Genomic DNA, 20,210 nt, shown 5'->3' on the forward strand with positions numbered 1-20,210 from the left:
CACGGATGCCGCCCGGCCGGCCGGCACCTGGTACTACCGGGTGACCGCTTCGGATGCGGCCGGGAATACCAGCGCCGCCTCCGACACGGCCACCGCCGTTGTCACGACCGCCGCGCCGGCCACAGTCATGGCCGTCGGCGACCTGGCCTGCGCCTCGGGCACGGCGACGACATCCGTGGCGTGCCGGCACGGAGAGGTCGCGGCGCTGATCGCCGCCGCCGCCCCAGACCGGTTCATCGCCCTGGGCGACCTGCAGTATCAGGAAGCCACCCTGAGCCAGTTCCTGGGCGCCGGCGCCTACAACGACACCTTCGGGCCACTCAAGCCGATCACCCTCCCGGCGCTCGGCAATCACGAATACTACGGCGGAACCACCGGGTACTTCGACTACTTCTACGGCACCGGCGTCACCTCCGGCCCCTACGGTCCGCGCCCCGACGGCTACTACGCGACCTCGGTCGGATCATGGACCGTCATCGTGCTGAACACGGAATGCGACACAGGCGGGGTGACCGGGGGTTGCGGGGCGGGCAGCCCGCAGTACGTCTGGCTGCAGAACCAGCTCACCGTGGCGCCGACCCAGTGCACCCTCGTCGCCGCGCATCGCCCGCGCTGGTCGACCGGTTCCAACCACGGTTCGTATCCGGCGCTGTCGCCGCTCTGGGACCTGATGGCGGCGAACGGCGTCGACGTGTACCTCGGTGCTCACAACCATGTGAGCGAAATATTCAAGCCCATCGGCGTCTCCGGGGCCGGGGCGACGCCCTCACAAAGCCCCACCGGGATCCGCTCCTTCACCGCCGGTGGTGGTGGCGTGAACCAGCAACCGCTCAGCGCCAACACCGACCCGCTGCTCAGCGCGATGGAGGCCCGCAGCCGGGCGGCCTTCGGGCCGTTGCGGCTCACACTCGACGCCGATTCGTATTCGTGGCAGTTCCTGCCGATTTCGGGGATGACCTTCACCAATGTCGGCACCACGGGGGCCTTCAGCGGCACCGACAGCTGCCACTGACCGACTCAGGACAGCTGTACCGCGGCGAAGGCGAGACTGGCGATCAGCGTCCAGGAGGTCAGACCCACGAGGAGCGCTCTGCCTCCGGTGCGCAGGATGGCTGAGACGTTCACTGCGGCGCCGAGGCCGAAGAGCGCGGTCGCGAGCAGGTAGGTCTGCACGGTGTCCGCGCCGGCCAGCACGGCATCCGGCAGCGGCACGAATGTGCGCACGAGCACGGCGGTCAGGAAACCGACCACGAACAGGGGCACGAGCGGCGGGCGGGAGGCACCGGCATCCGTCACCGTGGCGACCCGCGTCTCGCGGCGACGCTCGGCGACCGACACGACCGCGACGATGGGGGCGAGCAGCAGCACCCGGGTGAGCTTCACGACCACGGCGACGGCCAGCGCGGCCGGCCCGGCGATCTGCGCGGTCGCGACCACCTGCCCGACGTCGTGCACGCCCGCGCCGACCCAGTGCCCGAATTGCAGGTCGGTCAGGCCCAGCGGATGCCAGAGCAGCGGCAGCGCCGCGATGGCCAGCGTTCCGCAGAGGGTGACCAGGGCGATCGGGGTAGCGGTGTCGGCATCCTTCGCCTTGACCACCCCGCTCATCGCGCCGATCGCGGAGGCCCCGCAGATCGAGAAGCCGGTGGCGATCAGGATCGGCTGGCTCCCGGGCAGGCCGACCCAGCGGCCGAGCCAGTACGTGCCGACGAAGGTGAGCAGCACGATCGTGACGGTGGTCAGGATCGTCACCCAGCCGAGACCCAGGATGTCCACCAGACTGAGCTTCAGGCCGAGCAGCACGATCCCGATGCGCATGAACCGGATGGCCGCGAGCCTCAAACCCGGGGCGAGGATCCCCGTCAGGGCCCGGTGGGCCGCCGGGAGATTCCCGGCGGCGATTCCGAAGACCACGGCGAGGGTGAGCAGCGGCACTGCGGGAAAGAACGCGTGCACGGTTCCGGCGAGGAGCGCGGCGGCGGCCGCGACCAGCACACCGGGCAGCCACATTCGGCCAAGTTTACGCGTGGGGGGCAGGGCCGCCCGTCGCCGAACCGTGAGAAAAGCCCCTCTCCCGTGCGGGGAAAGGGGCTCTAGTCACGGCTCGGCGACGGGGTGGTGGAGACCTAGCGGTGGTGGAACCTGGCGACCATCGGGCAATCGAAGGGGTCGCGGGCGCCGAGGCCGACCTTGTTCAGGTAGGCGATGACGATGCCGTATGACTCGAAGAGCGACGTCTCGGTGTAGAGGATGTTGTGGCTCTTGCAGTATTCCTTGGTGATCTCCTGCGCCTTGCGCAGGTGCGGGCGCGCCATGTTCGGGAACAGGTGGTGCTCGACCTGGTAGTTCAGCCCGCCCATGAACGTGTCCATGAACGTGCCGCCGCGGATGTTGCGGCTGGTCAGAACCTGACGGCGGAGGAAGTCCACCTTGCTCTCGTGGGGGAGCTGCGGCATGCCCTTGTGGTTGGGAGCGAACGACGCACCCATGTAGACGCCGAAGACGGCCAGCTGAACGCCGATGAACGCGAACGCCATGCCCACGGGCAGGAAGTAGAAGATCGCGGCGACGTAGAGCACGATCCGGGTGGACAGCATGCTGATCTCGAGCCAGCGCTTGTCGACCTTCTTCTTGCCGAAGACGGTCTTGAAGCCCTGCACGTGCAGGTTGAAGCCCTCGGCCATCAGCAGCGGGAAGAAGAGGTAGCCCTGCTTGCGGGTCACGAACGAGCCGATCCAGCTGACCTTCGCGGCATCCTCTTCCCGGAAGACGATGAAGTCGGGGGCGATGTCGGGGTCCTTGCCGATGACGTTCGGGTTGGCGTGGTGACGGCTGTGCTTGTTCATCCACCAGGCGTAGCTGATGCCGACGAACAGGTTGGCGAGGATGCGCCCGGCACGGTCGTTCGCCCGGCCGCCCTCGAACACCTGGCGGTGCGAGGCCTCATGGGCGAGGAAGGCGTACTGGGTGAGGATGATGCCGAGCACGCCGGCCACGATGAGCTGGTACCAGCTGTCGCCGAGCAGGACGAAGGCGGTGCCGGTTGCGAGGGTGGCGAGAACGAGCATCGAGAACACGAACCAGTAGAAACCCGTGGCACGCTTCAGCAGGCCAAGGTTGCGCACGGTGTGCAGCAGCGACGAATACTCGGTGGTGGGGTTTTTCGAATCGCCACCCGGGCGGGTCTTGACAATACGCACCGTGGGTGCGGCAACAGCTTCCGACATGAGGCCTTTGGTTTGTATCCGGACTTCTCAGTCGGTGATGGAGCAAACACTCGTGAAACAGATATCTGTATCCTATGGGCCGGACCCCTCCGAACGGGGTGTTCTCACACCGCTTTCCCAGTCGCTATATGCCTCGTACGGCATATGAGGGGCCTTCAATTTCCCGTGAGCGCACGTTGAAACTCACCGCCAGCTGGGCAGCCAGATGTGCAACTGCCAGAACGTCAGAGACGTCTGGGTTCCCGTCCAGAGCGGATAGAAATAGGCGCTGACGAGGAGTGCGGCGACCAGGAAGCCCAGAACGGCCCATCGTGCCCGGGGGAGAATGAGGCCGATCACGAAGGTGAGGCCGAGGAGCAGATAGGGCTCGAACGCGATCGTGTAGAACTGGAAGACCGTGCGGTTCAGGTACAGCAGCCAGGGCAGATAACCGGCGACCAGCCCCATCAGGATCAGACCGACCTGCCACTCGCGGTACCGCGCCAGGCGGTACACCAGGTAGAGCACGGCCGCCGTGGCCGCCCACCAGATCAGCGGATTGCCGATGCCGGTGATGGCCTCGGAGCAGGTGTTGAACTCGCATCCGTTCTCGCCCCGGCTCGATCCGCGGTAGTACATGCTCGTGGGGCGCACCATGAACAGCCAGGTCAGCGGGTTCGACTGGTACGGATGCGGCGTGGACAGCCCCACGTGATAGGTGTACGCCGCCACCTGGTAGTGCCAGAAACTCTGCACGGTGTCGGGCACCCAGGCCAGGGCCCCCGTCCAGGCGGCGCCGGGCGTCGTCGCCCAGTCCCGGTAGAAGCCCCGGGCCGTGACGAACCAGCCCGTCCAGGAAGCCAGGTAGGTGGCGACGGCCACCGGCACGATCAGCAGGAAGGTCGCCGGCGCCTGCTTGAGCACCGCGGCGCTGAACCAGAACGGGAGGCCGGCCCGGCGCCTCGCGAGGGCGTCGACGACGACCAGGTACACGCCGAACGCGGCGAGGAAGTAGATCCCCGACCATTTGACGCTGCAGGTCAGGCCGAACGCGAGCCCCGCCGCGAGCAGCCAGGGTCGCCACCACAGGGTCGGTCCCCAGCCGGGGTTCCGCCCGGCCTCACGCGCCAGCGCCAGCCGGGCCGTCAGGCGGGTGGCGTGCCAGTCCCGGTCGAGCAGCACCGCGCCGAATCCGAGCAGCGCGAAGAACATGACGTAGTTGTCGAGCAGGGCCACCCGTGACATGACGATGGCGTTGCCGTCGATGGCGAACAGGAAGCCCGCGATCACGGCCAGCAGGGTCGACCCGAACAGCTTTTTCGCGATCAGCATCAGGAGGACGACGGCCAGTACGCCGACCAGCACGGTGACGATCCGCCAGCCCCAGCTGTCGTCGGGGCCGAACGCGGCCATGCCCAGGCTGATCAACCATTTGCCGAGCGGCGGGTGCACGACGAAGGACGGGTCGGACAGGAACACGTCGGTCTGCCCGGCGGCGAAGAGGACATCCGCCCCCTCGGGCCAGGACGACTCGTAGCCGAGGTTGTTCAGCGTCCAGGCATCCTTCACGTAGAAGGTCTCGTCGAAGACCAGCGAGCGCGGGTTGCCGAGGTTCCAGAGTCGCACCGCCGCCGCCAGCAGGGTCACCGCCAGCGGTCCGGCCCAGCGGAACACGCGGCTTGTCAGGAACACGTGACCATCGTAGTGAGCCGGGGCTGCGAGACTGGGATCATGATCCTCCTCGCTGCCACCCCGATCGGAAACCTGGGCGACGCGTCAACGCGTCTGATCGAGGCGCTCGGCACGATGACGATCATCGCCGCCGAGGACACCCGGGTGACCGTGCACCTGCTCAAGGCCCTGGGCATCGAGAACCGTCCCCGGCTGATCAGCCTGCACGACCACAACGAGCGCGGCAAGGCGGCCGAGCTCGTCGAACTCGCCCGCGACACCGACATCCTCGTGCTCAGTGACGCGGGCATGCCGACGGTGTCCGACCCCGGTTTCCACCTGGTGGATGCCGCAGTGGCGGCCGGCGTCGTCGTGTCCGTGCTGCCCGGACCGTCGGCCGTGCTCGCGGCGCTGGCCGTGTCCGGGCTGCCCACCGACCGGTTCACCTTCGAGGGTTTCCTGCCGCGCAAGCACGGCGACCGGGTGTCGGCCCTGCGCGAGGTGGCCGCGGAGCGTCGCACCATGGTGTTCTTCGAATCGCCCAACCGGCTGGCTGCCTCCCTGACCGACCTGGCCGCCGTGCTCGGCGCCGAGCGTCGCGTCGTGGTCTGCCGCGAACTGACCAAGTTCTACGAAGAAGTGAAGCGGGGCACCGCGACCGAGCTGGCCGAGTGGGCCGCCGCCGGGGTCAAGGGCGAGATCGCCATCGTCGTCGCCGGGGCCGTGGCACGCGTGCTGGACCTGGAGACCGGAGTGGCCGAGGTGCTCGCGCTGGTGGAATCGGGCATCCGGCTCAAGGATGCCGCCGCCGACGTGTCCGCCGCCTCCGGGCTCGGCAAACGCGCCCTCTACGAGGCGGCGCTGGAGCGGAAGACCGGCAAGCCTGCCGCGGCCCGCACGGATTTTTCGGCCCTGCCGCTGCCCTGACCGGACGTTCGGCGAGCCGGGGAAGGTAACACGGCCAGCGGCATCCGCTGCTCCTAATAGGATGAGAGCATGTCCGACGGCTCATCTTTTTACATCACCACGCCCATTTTCTACGTGAATGATGTCCCCCACATCGGGCACGCCTATACCGAGGTGGCCGCCGACGTGCTCGCGCGCTGGCACCGGCAGTCCGGCGAGGATGCCTGGCTGCTCACCGGAACCGACGAGCACGGGCAGAAGATCCTGCGCACCGCGACCGCCAACGGCGTCACACCGAAGGAGTGGGCCGACCGTCTGGTCGAGACCGCCTGGAAGCCGCTGCTGAAGACGGTCGACATCAAGAACGACGACTTCATCCGCACCACCGATGAGCGCCACGAGGTGAACGCGCAGAAGTTCCTGCAGCACCTCTTCGACGCCGGCCACATCTACACCGGGGAGTACGAGGGCTTCTACTGCGTCGGCTGCGAAGAGTACAAGCAGCCGAGCGACCTCATCGACGGGGTCGGCGAGTACGCCGGGCAGCAGGTCTGCGCCATCCACTCCATCCCGTGCGAGCTGCTGCACGAGAAGAACTACTTCTTCCGCATGAGCACGTTCGGCGACCAGCTGCTCGCGCTCTACGAGGAGAACCCGAACTTCGTGCAGCCCGAATCGGCGCGCAACGAGGTCATCTCCTTCGTCAAGCAGGGCCTCAGCGACCTGTCGATCTCCCGCTCCAGCTTCGACTGGGGCATCAAGGTGCCGTGGGACGACAGCCACGTGGTCTACGTCTGGTTCGACGCTCTGCTCAACTACATCACCGCCGCCGGCTACGGCCACGACGACGAGAAGTTCAGCCGACTCTGGCCGGCGACGCACGTCGTGGGCAAGGACATCCTGCGCTTCCACGCCGTGATCTGGCCGGCCATGCTGCTCGCCGCGGGCATCGAGGTGCCCCGCCAGGTCTTCGGCCACGGCTGGCTGCTCGTGGGCGGCGAGAAGATGAGCAAGTCCAAGCTCACCGGTATCGCCCCGAGCCAGATCACCGACACGTTCGGTTCCGACGCCTTCCGCTACTACTTCATGCGCGCGATCAGCTTCGGCCAGGACGGCTCCTTCTCCTGGGAGGACCTGTCCGCCCGGTACCAGTCCGAGCTGGCCAACGGCTTCGGCAACCTCGCCTCCCGCGTGATCGCCATGATCGTGCGCTACTGCGACGGTGAGATCCCGGTGGGCGGGGACTTCAGCGAGGCTGACGAGCTTATTCGCGGCACCGAGAAGCGGGTGACGGATGCCGCCACGCTGGCGATCAGCCACCTCGCCATCCACGAGGCGATCGCCGCCATCTGGGAACTGGTCGACGACCTCAACGGTTACATCACCGCGCAGGAGCCGTGGGCGCTGGCGAAGGACCCGGCCAACCGGGCCCGCCTCGAGGCCGTTCTGGTCACCGCCGTGCGCGGGCTGGGAACGCTCGCCGTGCTGCTCTCGCCGGTCGTGCCGCAGGCCACCGCGAAACTCTGGACCGCCCTCGGCGGCACCGGTCTGGTCACCGACCAGCGCATCGACCGCGCCTGGGAATGGAGCGGCGGCCCGCGGGTCTTCCCGCTCGAGGCGCTGTTCCCGCGCATCGAGGCCACGGTTGGCTGACGAACCGGGTCCCGTGCGCCAGCGCGACCAGGGCACGGGCCGCGACCTGAACTATCCGCCGCTGCCCGAACCGCTGGTCGTCCCGGTGTACGACAACCACACCCACCTCGAGATCGCCGATGGCGACCAATCCCTCAGTGTCGCCGAGCAGCTCGACCGTGCCTCCAGTGTCGGCGTGCGCGGCGTCATCCAGGTCGGCGGCGATCTGGAGACCTCACGCTGGTCCGCCATGATGGCCGCCCGGGAACCGCGCATGCTCGCGGCCGTGGCCATCCACCCCAATGAGGCACCCGTCTACGACGCTGCCGGCACCCTCGACGACGCCCTGGGCGAGATCGCCGAGCTGGCCACCCGCCCGCGTGTGGTCGCGATCGGGGAGACCGGCCTCGACTACTTCCGCACCGGCCCCGAGGGGCACGCCAGCCAGCAGCGCTCCTTCGAGGCGCACATCGAGATCGCCAAGCAGAACGGTCTCGCGCTGCAGATCCACGACCGCGACGCCCATGCCGCGGTGATCGAGACGCTGCTGCGGGTCGGGGCCCCCGAACGCACCGTTTTCCACTGTTTCTCCGGCGACGCCGAGATGGCCCGCATCCTCGCCGACAACGGCTGGTATCTCTCCTTCGCGGGCACCGTGACCTTCAAGAACGCAGTCAACCTGCGTGCAGCGCTGGCCGCCGTGCCCCGCGCTCTGCTGTTGGTCGAGACGGATGCGCCCTTCCTCACCCCCGCTCCCTTCCGCGGCCGCCCGAACGCGCCGTACCTGCTGCCGCACACGCTGCGCGCCATGGCCGACCACCTCGAAACGGATGTCACCATTCTCGCCAGCCAGATTTCCTCCAACACCGAACTCGTCTACGGGGGCTGGGATGCCGAACCGGTGATCGTCGCCGGAACCGAGTCCGAGACGCGCCCGTTCGGAGGCCTCGCATGACCCCGCCCCGGCACGGCTACGCCCCCGGAGACGAACCGGAGTCCGCGACCCGGTCGACCACCGACGAGGAGGGCGCCGGTCGGCATGCCGCCGACGCGCCCGAGCCCGTTCTGGCCCCCGAGCCCGCGGCATCCGCCGGCCTGCCGGCCGACGTGCCTGCGGCTCCCGCCGGGCTTGCAGTTCCCGCCGCGCGGTCGCTGCTCGGCCCGGCCGAGATCCGCGACCTCGCTGAGATGCTGGGCGTCAACCCCACCAAGAAGCTCGGCCAGAACTTCGTCATCGACGGCAACACGGTGCGCCGCATCGTCAAGGTCGCGACCGTCTCACCGGGCGACACCGTGCTGGAGGTCGGCCCCGGGCTGGGGTCGCTCACCCTCGGCCTGCTCGAGACCGGCGCCGCCGTCGTGGCCGTGGAGATCGATGAGCGGCTGGCCGAGCAACTGCCGCTGACGGTCGAGCTCATGCACCCGGGCGCGCAGCTCACGGTCATCCGTCAGGACGCCCTCAAGATCACCGAACTTCCCGGCGACCCGAGCCGCCTCGTGGCGAACCTGCCCTACAACGTGTCGGTGCCGGTTCTGCTGTACCTGCTGGAGAACTTCCCGTCCATCCGGGCGGGCGTGGTCATGGTGCAGGCCGAGGTGGGGGAGCGCCTCGCGGCGCCGCCCGGCAGCAAGGTCTACGGCAGCCCGAGCGTCAAGGCAGCCTGGTATGGTGCGTTCCGCACCGCCGGCAAGGTCAGCCGTCAGGTCTTCTGGCCGGTCCCGGGCGTCGACTCGATCCTGATCGCGTTCGAACGGCGCCTCGAGCCGCTGGAGTCCGAAGAGCTTCGCCGCGCCACCTTCACCCTCGTCGATGCCGCATTCCAGCAGCGCCGCAAGATGCTGCGCCAGTCGTTGTCCCTGGTTCTCGGCGACTCCACCACCGCCAGCGAGATCATGACGCGGGCCGGGATCGACCCCACTGAGCGTGGTGAACAGCTCACGGCCGAGGACTTCCTCGCCATCGCCCGCGCCCAGCTCGCCGGTCGCTGACGCCCGAGGCCCGCGCGTCAGTCGCCGCCGGACTGGCTGGGCTAGGTTAGACACATGACCAACGCGGCCGCCTCTCCCGTGGTGCATGCGCGGGCGCCGGGCAAGATCAACGTCTTCCTCAAGGTCGGTGCGGTCCTCGACGACGGTTACCACGAGGTCGCCACGGCCTACCAGGCCGTGTCGCTGTTCGAAGACGTGCGCGCCTGGCCGTCGGACGGCTTCTCGGTCGAGTTCACCGGTCCCATCGACGCCTCCGGACTTGCCGTCGACGGCAGCAACCTCGCCATCAAGGCCGCGCGCGCCCTGGCCCGCAAGTCCGGCTATCGCGGGGGAGTACGCCTCTCGATCGAGAAGAACGTGCCCATCGCGGGCGGCATGGGCGGCGGGTCGGCGGATGCCGCGGCCACCCTCCTGGCCTGCGACACCCTCTGGGGGACCGAGGCCACGCGTGAGGACCTGATCGCCATCGCCGCGACCCTGGGCGCCGATGTGCCGTTCGCCTTCACCGGAGGCACCGCCATCGGCACCGGCCGCGGAGACCAGCTCAGCCCGGCCCTGGCCAAGGGACAGTTCCACTGGGTGCTCGCCCTGGCCGAATTCGGCCTGTCCACCCCCGGCGTCTACAACGAACTCGACCGACACCGTGAGCGGCACGCGCAGGACATCTTCCCCGCCCAGATCCAGCCGACGGTCGACGCGAACGTGTTGCAGGCCCTGCGCGCGGGTGACCCCCGCATGCTGGCCGAGGCCCTGCACAACGACCTGCAGGCGCCTGCGTTGCACCTGGCGCCCGGCCTGGGCGCGGTGCTCGAACTGGGCGAGGCGAACGGCGCGCTGGCCGGCCTGCTGTCCGGCTCCGGCCCGACCGTGGCGTTCCTGGTCGCGGATGCCGACAGCGCGCTCGAGCTGCAGGTCGCCCTGAGCGCCTCCCGCCTGCGCGTCGTGCGGGCCACCGGCCCGGTGCACGGAGCGCGCATCATCCACGACTAGCCTCGGGTCTCGACAGGCTCGACCACCGGTCTCGACAGGCTCGACCACCGAGGCTCGGACCCCAACTGTTGCCCGTCCGGACAACTGTTGCCGGTGTGCCGGCAACGGATGTCCGATTCGGCACCGATCACCGGCCGTCGGGGGAGAGACGAGGCGCGTGCGGGGCTCTCAGGCGCGCCCGGTAAACTTGGAAGCTATGGCACATTTGCTCGGGGCCGAGTCCCTGCACCTTGAATTCCCCACCCGCGTCATTTTTGACAGCGTCACCGCCGGTCTCAACGAAGGCGACCGGATCGGCGTCGTCGGCCGCAACGGCGACGGCAAGTCCACGCTCATGCGCCTGCTCGCCGGCCGGATGGAACCCGACTCGGGTCGCGTCACGCGCCGACGCGGCGTCACCATCGGCATGCTCGACCAGGCCGACGACCTGGCGTCGGGCCAGACCGTGGGCCACACCATCGTCGGCGGCATCGACGAGCATGTCTGGGCGGGCGACGCCAAGGTGCGCGACGTGATCGCGGGACTCGTGCGGGACATCCCCTGGGACGCCCTCGTCGACGACCTCTCCGGTGGCCAGCGCCGCCGGGTTGCCCTCGCCGCCGTGCTGATCGGCGACCACGACGTCATCTTCCTCGACGAGCCCACCAACCACCTCGACGTGGAGGGCATCTCCTGGCTGGCCGGCCACCTGCGCACCCGCTGGGCCACGAACTCCGGCGGCCTCGTGGTCGTCACTCACGACCGGTGGTTCCTCGATGAGGTCTGCAACATGACCTGGGAGGTGCACGACCGCCTGATCGAACCGTTCGAGGGTGGCTACGCCGCCTACATCCTGCAGCGCGTCGAACGCGACCGGATGAGCAGCGTGATGGAGGGCAAGCGCCAGAACCTGATGAAGAAGGAACTGGCGTGGCTGCGGCGCGGCGCCCCCGCCCGCACCGCGAAGCCCAAGTTCCGCATCGACGCCGCCAACGAACTGATCGAGAACGAGCCGCCGCCCCGCGACACCGTGTCGATGCAGTCGATGGCCATGCAGCGCCTCGGCAAGGATGTCGTCGACCTGATCGACATCGGCGTCAAGTTCGGCGAGAAGACCGTGCTGAACGACATCACCTGGCGCATCGCACCGGGCGAGCGCACCGGCATCATGGGCGTCAACGGCGCCGGCAAGTCGACGCTGCTGAACCTCGTGGCCGGCACCCTGCAGCCCACCACGGGAACGGTCAAGCGCGGCAAGACCATCAAGGTCGCCGTGCTCACCCAGCAGCTGTTCGAACTCGACGGCATCCAGAACGACCGCGTCAGCGAGGTCATCGGGCGGCAGAAGACGTCGTACATGGCCGGCGGCAAGGAAATCACGCCCGGCCAGATGCTCGAGCGCATGGGGTTCATGAGCGCGCAGCTGACCACGCAGGTCAAGGACCTCTCCGGTGGCCAGAAGCGTCGCCTGCAGCTGCTGTTGATCGTTCTCGACGAGCCGAACGTGCTCATCCTCGACGAGCCCACCAACGACCTGGACACCGACATGCTCGCGGCCATGGAAGACCTGCTGGACTCCTTCCCCGGCACCCTGCTCGTCGTCTCGCACGACCGGTACCTGATCGAGCGTGTCACCGACAACCAGTACGCCGTCACCGAGGGCGGCTTCCGCCACCTGCCCGGCGGCGTGGACCAGTACCTCGAGATGCGCAAGAGGCAGACCAGCGGCAACGACAAGCCCGCGGAGGCGAACGCGGCGAACACGTCCGGCGGCAAGGCGTCCCGCAAGCTCGCCATCGGCGGTGCCGACCTCCGCAATGCGCAGAAGGAACTCGCCTCCATCGACCGCAAGGTGCTCAAGCAGAACGCGCGGATCGCGGCGCTGCACGAGAGTCTCGCCGTGCACGACCAGTCCGACTTCGACGGGCTCGGCGCGCTGAGCTCCGAACTGCAGAAGCTCGAGGTCGCCATCGCCGGCTTCGAGACCCGCTGGATCGAACTGTCTGAGCTGATCGAGGGCTAACCTCGCAGATACTGTGACCGCGTGTGACGCAGGGGCGCACGCGGCGCAGTATCGCCCGATAACCTTGGAACGTGCCTCGCGCTGCAGCGGCACAGACTCCCACCCCCGTTGTCCCGTGGTTTCTCTGTGCCCGAAATGCGTCGGCACCCCCCGCCGAGAAAACGGCACCACAGCTGACAAGGGAACCCCATCGTGAAGAAGAAATTGCTCGCCGCCCTCGCGGTCGTACCATTCGTCGCCCTGCTCGCCGGTTGCTCCGGTGCGGCCGCCGACGAGACCGTGAAGATCGGCGTCGTCGGCGCCAGCGACCCGTACTGGGCCGTCTACGAGGAGGCCGCGGCGGATGCCGGCATCACGGTCGACATCGTCGACTTCGCCGAATTCGGGCAGCCGAACCCGGCCCTGTCCGCCGACGAACTCGACCTGAACCAGTTCCAGCACATCGTCTACCTCGCCGAGTACAACGTGGCCAGCAAGCAGGACCTCACCCCCGTCGGCGCCACCGCGATCTACCCGCTCGCCCTGTATTCGACCGAGTACGGCGACGTGAGCGAGATCAAGAAGGGCGACACCGTCGCGGTGCCGAACGACGCCAGCAACCTGGCCCGCGCGCTGCTCGTGCTGCAGTCGGCGAAGCTGATCACACTGTCCGACGGCGGCAGCATCTACTCGACCCTCGCCGACATCGACACCAAGAAGTCCAAGGTCACCGTGACCGCGCTCGAGGCCTCGCTCACGGCCACCTCGCTGCCCGACGTCGCCGCCGCGATCATCAACAACGACTTCGTCGAGAAGGCCGGCCTCAAGGTCGAGGACGCCCTCGCCCAGGACGACCCCACCGACCCCAACGCGCTGCCGTACGTGAACGTCTTCGCGGCGCGCGCCGAGGACAAGGACAACGCCACCTACAAGAAGCTGGTGGAGATCTACCAGAACACGAAGGCCGTTCAGGATGGCGTGCTCGCCGTGTCCGGCGGTTCCGCGGTAATGGTCAAGACCCCGGTCGCCGACCTCGAGGCGTCCCTCGCCACCGTCGAGAAGGACACCAAGGCCCAGAAGTAGCGCCGCCGACCTGCCCGTTCCGGTCGAGAGCGCCCGTTCCGCGGGTCACTCAGGGCCGGAACGGGCACTGTCACCGCCCAGCAGTACGCCAGTCAGTCAGTAAGGATGTTCCATGTCTGCCCCCAGCCCCGTTGTCGAACTGCGTGACGTGAGCAAGGTGTACCCGCCCACGACCAGGGGCGGGGCCGAGGTCGTCGCCATCGACAAGGTCAGCCTCACGATCGACGCCGGCGACGTGTACGGCATCATCGGCTACTCCGGGGCCGGCAAAAGCACCCTGGTGCGGCTCGTGAACGCACTCGAACGCTCGACATCGGGCGAGATCTTCGTCAACGGCACAGACATCGCCCGGCTGCCCGAACGGGAGTTGCGCCCGGTGCGTCTCGGCATCGGCATGATCTTCCAGCAGTTCAACCTGCTCGGGTCACGCTCTGTGGCGGCGAACGTCGCCTATCCGCTCGAGGTGGCCGGACGGTCCAAGGAAGCCCGCCGGGCTCGGGTGGGCGAGATGCTCGACTTCGTCGGGCTCGGCGACAAGGCCCGCGCCTACCCCGACCAGCTCTCCGGGGGTCAGAAGCAGCGCGTGGGCATCGCGCGGGCCCTGGCCAGCCAGCCGGGCATCCTGCTCGCCGACGAGGCCACCAGCGCACTCGACCCGGAGACCACCTCCGAGGTGCTCGACCTGCTGGGACGGGTGAACAAGGAATTCGGGGTCACCATCATCGTGATCACGCATGAGATGGATGTCATCCAGACCCTGGCGACGAAGGTCGCCGTGATGGACCAGGGCCGGGTGATCGAGCGCGGTGACGTGTTCGACGTGTTCTCGAACCCGCAGCAGGCGGCATCCGCCCGGTTCGTCTCCACCGTGGTGAAGGGACTCCCGTCTCCGCCGGAGCTCGCGGTGCTGCGGCGGCGGCACCCGGGCCGCCTCGTGACCCTGGCCTTCCGCGACAGCAGCGTCGACCAGGCCCGCGTGTTCGGCGAGTTCGCCGCCGCCGGCGTCACCTTCGAGGTGGTCTACGGCGGCATCAATGAGATCCAGGGCCGCTCCTTCGGGCACCTGACGCTCGCGCTCGCCCGGCCGGGGGCCACGGATGCCGCGGCTGATGCCGCCATCGACGCCGCCCTCGACCGGGTGCGAACCCTCACGACCGTCACGGAGGTGCGCTGAAATGGACAGCCTCATCGACCTGTGGCCCGAACTCTGGGTCGCCGCGGGGGAGACCCTCTACATCGTGGGCCTCACCCTTTTCTTCGGCGGGATCGGCGGCCTGCTGGTCGGGCTGGGACTCTATCTGACCCGGGCCGGCAGCATCCTCGAGAACCGCCCGGTCTTCGTGGTGCTCAACCTGCTGGTGAACATCGTGCGACCGATCCCGTTCATCATCTTCCTGGCCGCCGCCCAACCCCTGGCCCGCGTCGTGGTGGGAACCGGGATCGGGAACGCGGCGATCATCTTCACCATCTCGCTCGCGGCATCCTTCGCCATGGGGCGCATCGTGGAGCAGAACCTGCTCACCGTCACGCCCGGTGTGATCGAGGCGGCGCGCAGCGTGGGGGCCGGGCCGATCAGGATCATCTTCACGGTGCTGCTGCCCGAGGCTCTCGGCCCGCTCATCCTCGGCTACACCTTCATCTTCGTGGCGCTCGTGGACATGTCGGCGGTCGCCGGTTATGTCGGCGGAGGCGGCCTCGGTAACTTCGCGCTGCTCTACGGCTACCGCCAGTTCAACCCGGTGGTGACCTGGGCGGCCGTGCTGCTCATCATCGTGCTGGTGCAGCTGGTGCAGTTCCTCGGCAACTGGCTGGCGCGCAAGGCGTTCCGCCGCTAGCCCGGCTGTGACGAAGACGGGTGAGCCCTCCCCCTGGTGGCTGTCCGCAGCAATACACTGAGGCATGACTTCCGCTGGCTTCGCCGAGATCGAGCGCACTTTCGACGTCAACCCGGCCACCGTTCTGCCGCCCCTGCACGACCTGCCCGGCGTCACCCACGTTGACCCGCCCGTCGAGCACCACCTCGACGCCCTGTACTACGACAGCGCCGACCTGGTCCTCGCCAGCCGCCGCCTGACCCTGCGCCGCCGCACAGGGGGAGACGACGCCGGCTGGCACCTCAAACTCCCGGTCGCCGTCGACGAGCGCCGCGAGATGCGGGAACCGCTGGGCGACGACCCCGAGAAGATCCCCGAGGCCATCCTCAACCTCGTGCGGGGCGTGCTCCGCGGTCGCCCCCTCGTGCCCGTGGTGCGGCTGCGCACCCGCCGGGTCCTGCACCAGCTGGTCGGCGCGAACGACTCCGTGCTCGCCGAGGTCTGCGACGACGAGGTGCAGGCCGACCGCCTCGCGCCGAAACCGTTCAGCCAGACCTGGCGGGAATGGGAGGTCGAGCTCGTGCACGGGTCCCGCGCCCTGCTCGACGCCGCCCAGGAGCGCCTGGGATCGGTCGGCGTGGAGCCGTCCGCGAACCCGTCCAAACTGGCCCGCGCCCTCGGAGACCGGCTGCCGGAATTCCGGGCGGCGCCGACGCTCCGGGCGACCCGCAAGAGCTCCGCCGGCACGGTGCTGATGGCCTACGTGCAGGAACAGGTGCAGGCGATCGGCGTGCAGGACGCTCGGGTGCGCGGAAACGATGCGGGTGCCGTGCACCGGATGCGCGTGGCCACCCGGCGCCTGCGCTCGGCCCTGTCCACCTATCGGGACCTGCTCGACACGTCGGTCACCGCTCCGCTCCGTGACGAGCTGCGCTGGCTGGCCGGCGCGCTCGGCGCCGCCCGCGACGCGGAGGTGATCCGCCAGCGCCTCGCCCACCGGATCGGGCAGCAGCCCGCCGAGCTCGTCGTGGGCCCGATGGTGGAGCGCATCGACGCGCACTTCGCCGCCGTCATCCGGTCGGCCCGGCTCGAGGCCCTGGCCGCCCTCGATTCCGACCGGTACTTCGAGCTGCTCGACCGCCTCGACGATCTGCTGGCGTCCGCGCCACTGCGCCCGCGGGCCGAGAAGCCCGCGAGTACAGTCATCCCCGAATTGATACGTGCCGACTGGAAACGGCTGCGGGCATCCGTGTTCCTGGCCCGCGGCACACCGTCGGGGCCCGTTCGGGACGAGGCTCTGCACGAGGCGCGGAAGCGCGCCAAGCAACTGCGCTACGCGGCCGAGACGGCGACGCCGTTGCGGCGCGTGCGCGCGACCCGGCTCGTGGCCGCGGCCCGTCAGGTGCAGGACACCCTCGGCGACCACCAGGACAGCGTCGTGGCCCGCGCCGAGCTGCTGCAGCTCGGCATGACCGCCTACCTGCAGGGCGAGAACGCGTTCAGCTACGGCCGGCTGCACGCCGTGGAAGAGAGCGGGGCCGCCGCGATGGAGGCGCGCTTCTTCCGCACGTGGCGGGATTTTCCGAAGGGGTCGATCGCGAAATAGAGGGACGGGTCTCGACAGGCTCGACCACCGGGTCGGGTCTCGACGGGCTCGACCACCGGGAATGATTGACTTCCGAACGTTCTCGTCCGTCTGGAGTGGATCGGCTGCAGGTGCTCGTGACGCGGGCGCGCTGCGCGCGTCGCGTCAGTCGAAGCCGAGACTGAGCTTGCGCAGCAGGTCCGCCAGGGCGGTCTGCTCTCCCGCCGACAGCGTGGCGAGCAGTTCGGCTTCGGCGTCGACCAGCCGGGTGATCGCCGCATCCACTCGGGTGAGCCCCGCCGGGTTCATGCTCACGAAGATGCCGCGCCCGTCGTTGGGGTCCGTACGGCGGGTCACCAGGCCGCGCTCGACGAGCCGATCGATGCGGTTGGTCATGGTCCCGCTGGAGACCAGCGTCTGCTGCAGCAGCGCCTTGGGGCTCAGCTCGTATGGTGAGCCCGCACGGCGCAGGGCGGAGAGCACGTCGAACTCCCAGGAATCCAGTTCGGATCGGGAGAAGGCGGTGCGCCGGGCGCGGTCCAGGTGTTTGGACAACCGGCCCACGCGGGACAGCACCTGCAACGGTGCGAAGTCGAGGTCGGGCCGTTCGCGCAGCCAGGCATCAACGATCCGGTCGACTTCGTCATGTGCGGGCATCCGTCTATTATCCCGGTCGGGTGCGGAAACCTGCGCGGGAGCCCCCTCTCGGGGTGCCGGGGCGCGCTCCCGGCTCGATATCTGGCAGACTTGACACCGTTGGTCGGCCCCGGGTCGGCGAATTCCGCCGTGGTGTAATGGCAGCACGACAGCCTTTGGAGCTGTTAGGTCTAGGTTCGAGTCCTGGCGGCGGAGCACTTGATTGGCGTCACCATCCGGTCTTTACCGGGCGGCTCCACAGAAGCTAGAGGAAACCACGTGACCGATTCTCGACTCGCTATCGTCGTGCTGGCCGCCGGCCAGGGCACCCGCATGAAGTCCAGCACGCCGAAGCTGCTGCATCAGCTCGCGGGACTTCCCATCCTCAGCCACGTCCTGGCGACATCCCGTGCCCTCGACGCGGCGCACGTCGTCACCGTCGTGCGGCACGAGCGTGACCGGCTGGCCGCCCTCGTCGGCAAGGACCTCCCCGAAAGCCTGATCGTCGACCAGGACGAGCTGCCGGGCACCGGCCGTGCGGTGGAACAGGCCATCGGGGCTCTCCCCGACGATTTCGAGGGCGACGTGCTCGTGGTCAGCGGCGACGTGCCGCTGCTCAACGCGGCCACCCTGGCCAGCTTCGTCGACGCGCACCGCGAACGGGACGTCGCCGCCACCGTGCTGTCGTCCTTCCCGGATGACGCCACCGGCTACGGCCGCATCGTGCGCTCCGAGGAGGGGGCCTTCGACCGCATCGTCGAGCAGAAGGATGCGACCATCGAGGAACGCGCCATCGTCGAGACCAACGCCGGCGTCTACGTCTTCCGCCTGGCCGAGCTGCGTGAGCAGCTGGCCAACGTCACCACCGAGAACGCGCAGGGCGAGAAGTACCTCACCGACGTGGTCGGTCTGCTCCGCCTGGCGGGTTCCGAAGTGCGGGCCGTTCCGGTCGCCGACGCCTGGCTTGTGGCCGGCATCAACGACCGCGCGCAGCTCAGCGAGACCGCGCGTCAGCTGAACGGCTTGATCGTCTACGGCTGGCAGCTGGCCGGTGTGACCGTGCAGGACCCCGCTACCACCTGGATCGACCTCAAGGCCAAGCTGGCACCGGATGTCACTATCCGGCCCGGAACCCAGATCCTCGGCGCGACCGTGATCGAGACCGGCGCCGTGATCGGCCCGGACACCACCCTCGTCGACTGCGAGATCGGCGAGAACGCGGTGGTGAAGCGCACGGATGCGACGCTGGCCGTGATCGGCGCCGGGGCATCCGTCGGCCCGTTCTCGTACCTGCGACCGGGCACGAATCTGGGCGCTGACGGCAAGATCGGCACCTTCGTCGAGACCAAGAACGCGACCATCGGCGCGGGAAGCAAGGTTCCGCACCTCAGTTACGTCGGCGACGCGACGGTGGGCGTCGAGTCGAACATCGGGGCCGGCACGATCTTCGCCAACTACGACGGCGTGACCAAGAACCACAGTGAGATCGGGTCCCACGTGCGCACCGGGTCGCACAACGTCTTCGTGGCGCCGATTAGGATTGGGGACGGAGCATACACGGGTGCCGGAACAATCGTCCGCAAGGACGTGCCGGCCGGGGCCCTGGGCCTCACCGTGGCTCCACAACGCAATATGGACGGCTGGGTACAGACCAACCGCCCAGGAACCGACGCGGCGGCGGCTGCGGCAAAGAGCGGAGACTAGGTGTCTGGAATCAAGACCAGCGGCGAAAAGCGACTTGTATTGGTTTCGGGGCGAGCTCACCCACAACTGGCACTGGACATCGCCACGGAACTTGGTACCGAACTCGTCCACACCGACGCGCGCACCTTCGCGAACGGCGAGATCTACGCGCGTTTCGATGAGAGCGTGCGTGGCTCCGACACCTTCGTGATCCAGTCGCACACCAACCCGATCAACGAATGGGTGATGGAGTCGCTCATCATGGTCGACGCGCTCAAGCGGGCCTCCGCCAAGCGCATCACGGTCGTCGCCCCGTTCTACCCCTACGCCCGCCAGGACAAGAAGGGCCGCGGCCGCGAGCCGATCTCGGCCCGGCTGATCGCCGACCTGTTCAAGGTCGCCGGCGCCGACCGCATCATGGCCGTCGACCTGCACGCCGCCCAGATCCAGGGCTTCTTCGACGGTCCCGTCGACCACCTCTTCGCCATGCCCGTCCTGCTCGAGCACTTCAAAGAGAAGCTCGATCCGGCCACCCTCACGGTCGTCTCGCCCGACATGGGCCGCGTCCGCGTCGCCGACATCTGGAGCGACAAGCTCGGCGCACCGCTGGCCATCATCCACAAGCGTCGCGACCCGAAGGTCGCCAACCAGGTGACCGTCCACGAGATCGTCGGCCAGGTCGAGGGTCGCGTCTGCCTGATCGTCGACGACATGATCGACACCGGCCGCACCATCGTTCTCGCGGCGGAGGCCCTCCGTGCCGCCGGCGCGATCGGCGTCGTCGTCGCCGCCACTCACGCCGTGTTCAGCCACCCGGCTCTGGAACTGCTGCAGAATCCCGCGATCTCCGAGGTCGTCGTCACCGACACCCTGCCGATCCCCGAGGAGAAGCGTTTCCCCACGCTCACCGTGCTGCCGATCGCGCCGCTGCTGGCGCGCGCCATCCACGAGGTCTTCGACGAGGGTTCCGTCACCTCGATGTTCGAGGGTGCCGCGTAGGCCCTGCTGTCCTGCCTGACCCCTGGCCGGTCGTT

17 protein-coding genes and 1 tRNA gene are annotated in these 20,210 nt (G+C 68.6%); 14 read left to right on the plus strand and 4 right to left on the minus strand.

What is annotated here, in order from left to right:
• On the plus strand, positions 1-1,012 hold a 1,012-nt coding region (locus tag E3T49_RS11485), incomplete at its 5' end, for a metallophosphoesterase family protein (protein ID WP_134425047.1).
• A 5-nt stretch (positions 1,013-1,017) separates the two neighbouring features.
• Here E3T49_RS11485 and E3T49_RS11490 read toward each other — a convergent pair.
• The 3 genes from E3T49_RS11490 to E3T49_RS11500 form a co-directional block, all read right to left on the minus strand.
• Complete coding sequence (locus E3T49_RS11490; protein WP_134425048.1) at positions 1,018-2,010, minus strand: YeiH family protein; 993 nt, start codon at positions 2,008-2,010, stop codon at positions 1,018-1,020.
• Positions 2,011-2,126: 116 nt separating this feature from the next.
• Complete coding sequence (locus tag E3T49_RS11495; protein ID WP_134425049.1) at positions 2,127-3,227, minus strand: fatty acid desaturase family protein; 1,101 nt, start codon at positions 3,225-3,227, stop codon at positions 2,127-2,129.
• A 183-nt stretch (positions 3,228-3,410) separates the two neighbouring features.
• Positions 3,411-4,898: a dolichyl-phosphate-mannose--protein mannosyltransferase gene (locus E3T49_RS11500; RefSeq protein ID WP_134425050.1), complete on the minus strand. Its 1,488-nt coding sequence runs from the start codon at positions 4,896-4,898 to the stop codon at positions 3,411-3,413.
• Positions 4,899-4,937: 39 nt separating this feature from the next.
• Here E3T49_RS11500 and rsmI point away from each other — a divergent pair, with 39 nt between their 5' ends.
• The 10 genes from rsmI (at position 4,938) to E3T49_RS11550 (ending at position 16,878) form a co-directional block, all read left to right on the plus strand.
• Positions 4,938-5,804, plus strand: a complete 867-nt coding sequence (rsmI, locus tag E3T49_RS11505; RefSeq protein ID WP_134425051.1) for a 16S rRNA (cytidine(1402)-2'-O)-methyltransferase — start codon at positions 4,938-4,940, stop codon at positions 5,802-5,804.
• Positions 5,805-5,873: 69 nt separating this feature from the next.
• Positions 5,874-7,436: a methionine--tRNA ligase gene (metG, locus tag E3T49_RS11510; RefSeq protein WP_134425052.1), complete on the plus strand. Its 1,563-nt coding sequence runs from the start codon at positions 5,874-5,876 to the stop codon at positions 7,434-7,436.
• Entirely contained in the window at positions 7,429-8,370 is a 942-nt protein-coding gene (locus E3T49_RS11515; RefSeq protein WP_134425053.1) for a TatD family hydrolase, read from the plus strand. The genes metG and E3T49_RS11515 overlap by 8 nt, the downstream gene beginning before the upstream one ends.
• Before the next feature lie 233 nt (positions 8,371-8,603).
• Positions 8,604-9,404 (plus strand): 16S rRNA (adenine(1518)-N(6)/adenine(1519)-N(6))-dimethyltransferase RsmA, encoded by an 801-nt coding sequence (gene rsmA, locus E3T49_RS11520; RefSeq protein ID WP_241972795.1) that lies wholly within the window; start codon positions 8,604-8,606, stop codon positions 9,402-9,404.
• A gap of 54 nt (positions 9,405-9,458) precedes the next feature.
• The gene (locus E3T49_RS11525) at positions 9,459-10,394 is read left to right on the plus strand and encodes a 4-(cytidine 5'-diphospho)-2-C-methyl-D-erythritol kinase (protein ID WP_134425055.1); all 936 of its coding nucleotides are present in this window, start codon (positions 9,459-9,461) and stop codon (positions 10,392-10,394) included.
• Between the two features lie 196 nt (positions 10,395-10,590).
• Positions 10,591-12,396 (plus strand): ABC-F family ATP-binding cassette domain-containing protein, encoded by a 1,806-nt coding sequence (locus E3T49_RS11530; RefSeq protein WP_134425056.1) that lies wholly within the window; start codon positions 10,591-10,593, stop codon positions 12,394-12,396.
• A gap of 192 nt (positions 12,397-12,588) precedes the next feature.
• Positions 12,589-13,458 (plus strand): MetQ/NlpA family ABC transporter substrate-binding protein, encoded by an 870-nt coding sequence (locus E3T49_RS11535; protein WP_134425057.1) that lies wholly within the window; start codon positions 12,589-12,591, stop codon positions 13,456-13,458.
• 112 nt (positions 13,459-13,570) lie between these two features.
• Positions 13,571-14,632: a methionine ABC transporter ATP-binding protein gene (locus E3T49_RS11540; RefSeq protein ID WP_134425058.1), complete on the plus strand. Its 1,062-nt coding sequence runs from the start codon at positions 13,571-13,573 to the stop codon at positions 14,630-14,632.
• A 1-nt stretch (position 14,633) separates the two neighbouring features.
• Positions 14,634-15,293 (plus strand): methionine ABC transporter permease, encoded by a 660-nt coding sequence (locus tag E3T49_RS11545; RefSeq protein WP_134425059.1) that lies wholly within the window; start codon positions 14,634-14,636, stop codon positions 15,291-15,293.
• A gap of 64 nt (positions 15,294-15,357) precedes the next feature.
• Positions 15,358-16,878, plus strand: coding sequence for a CYTH and CHAD domain-containing protein (locus E3T49_RS11550; RefSeq protein ID WP_134425060.1), 1,521 nt, complete (start codon positions 15,358-15,360; stop codon positions 16,876-16,878).
• Between the two features lie 144 nt (positions 16,879-17,022).
• Here E3T49_RS11550 and E3T49_RS11555 read toward each other — a convergent pair whose 3' ends face one another.
• Positions 17,023-17,514, minus strand: a complete 492-nt coding sequence (locus E3T49_RS11555; protein WP_134425061.1) for a MarR family winged helix-turn-helix transcriptional regulator — start codon at positions 17,512-17,514, stop codon at positions 17,023-17,025.
• 123 nt (positions 17,515-17,637) lie between these two features.
• On the opposite strand from E3T49_RS11555, the gene E3T49_RS11560 reads away from it, so the two are divergent.
• The 3 genes from E3T49_RS11560 to E3T49_RS11570 all read left to right on the plus strand — a co-directional run bounded on the left by E3T49_RS11560 (position 17,638) and on the right by E3T49_RS11570 (position 20,175).
• Positions 17,638-17,709, plus strand: a tRNA-Gln gene (locus E3T49_RS11560).
• A 63-nt stretch (positions 17,710-17,772) separates the two neighbouring features.
• Positions 17,773-19,197 (plus strand): bifunctional UDP-N-acetylglucosamine diphosphorylase/glucosamine-1-phosphate N-acetyltransferase GlmU, encoded by a 1,425-nt coding sequence (gene glmU / locus E3T49_RS11565; RefSeq protein ID WP_134425062.1) that lies wholly within the window; start codon positions 17,773-17,775, stop codon positions 19,195-19,197.
• On the plus strand, positions 19,198-20,175 hold the full coding sequence (locus E3T49_RS11570) for a ribose-phosphate diphosphokinase (RefSeq protein WP_134425063.1): 978 nt from the start codon (positions 19,198-19,200) through the stop codon (positions 20,173-20,175).
• Positions 20,176-20,210 lie beyond the last annotated feature (35 nt).

Source organism: Cryobacterium cryoconiti, from assembly GCF_004403065.1.
GTDB lineage: Bacteria > Actinomycetota > Actinomycetes > Actinomycetales > Microbacteriaceae > Cryobacterium > Cryobacterium cryoconiti.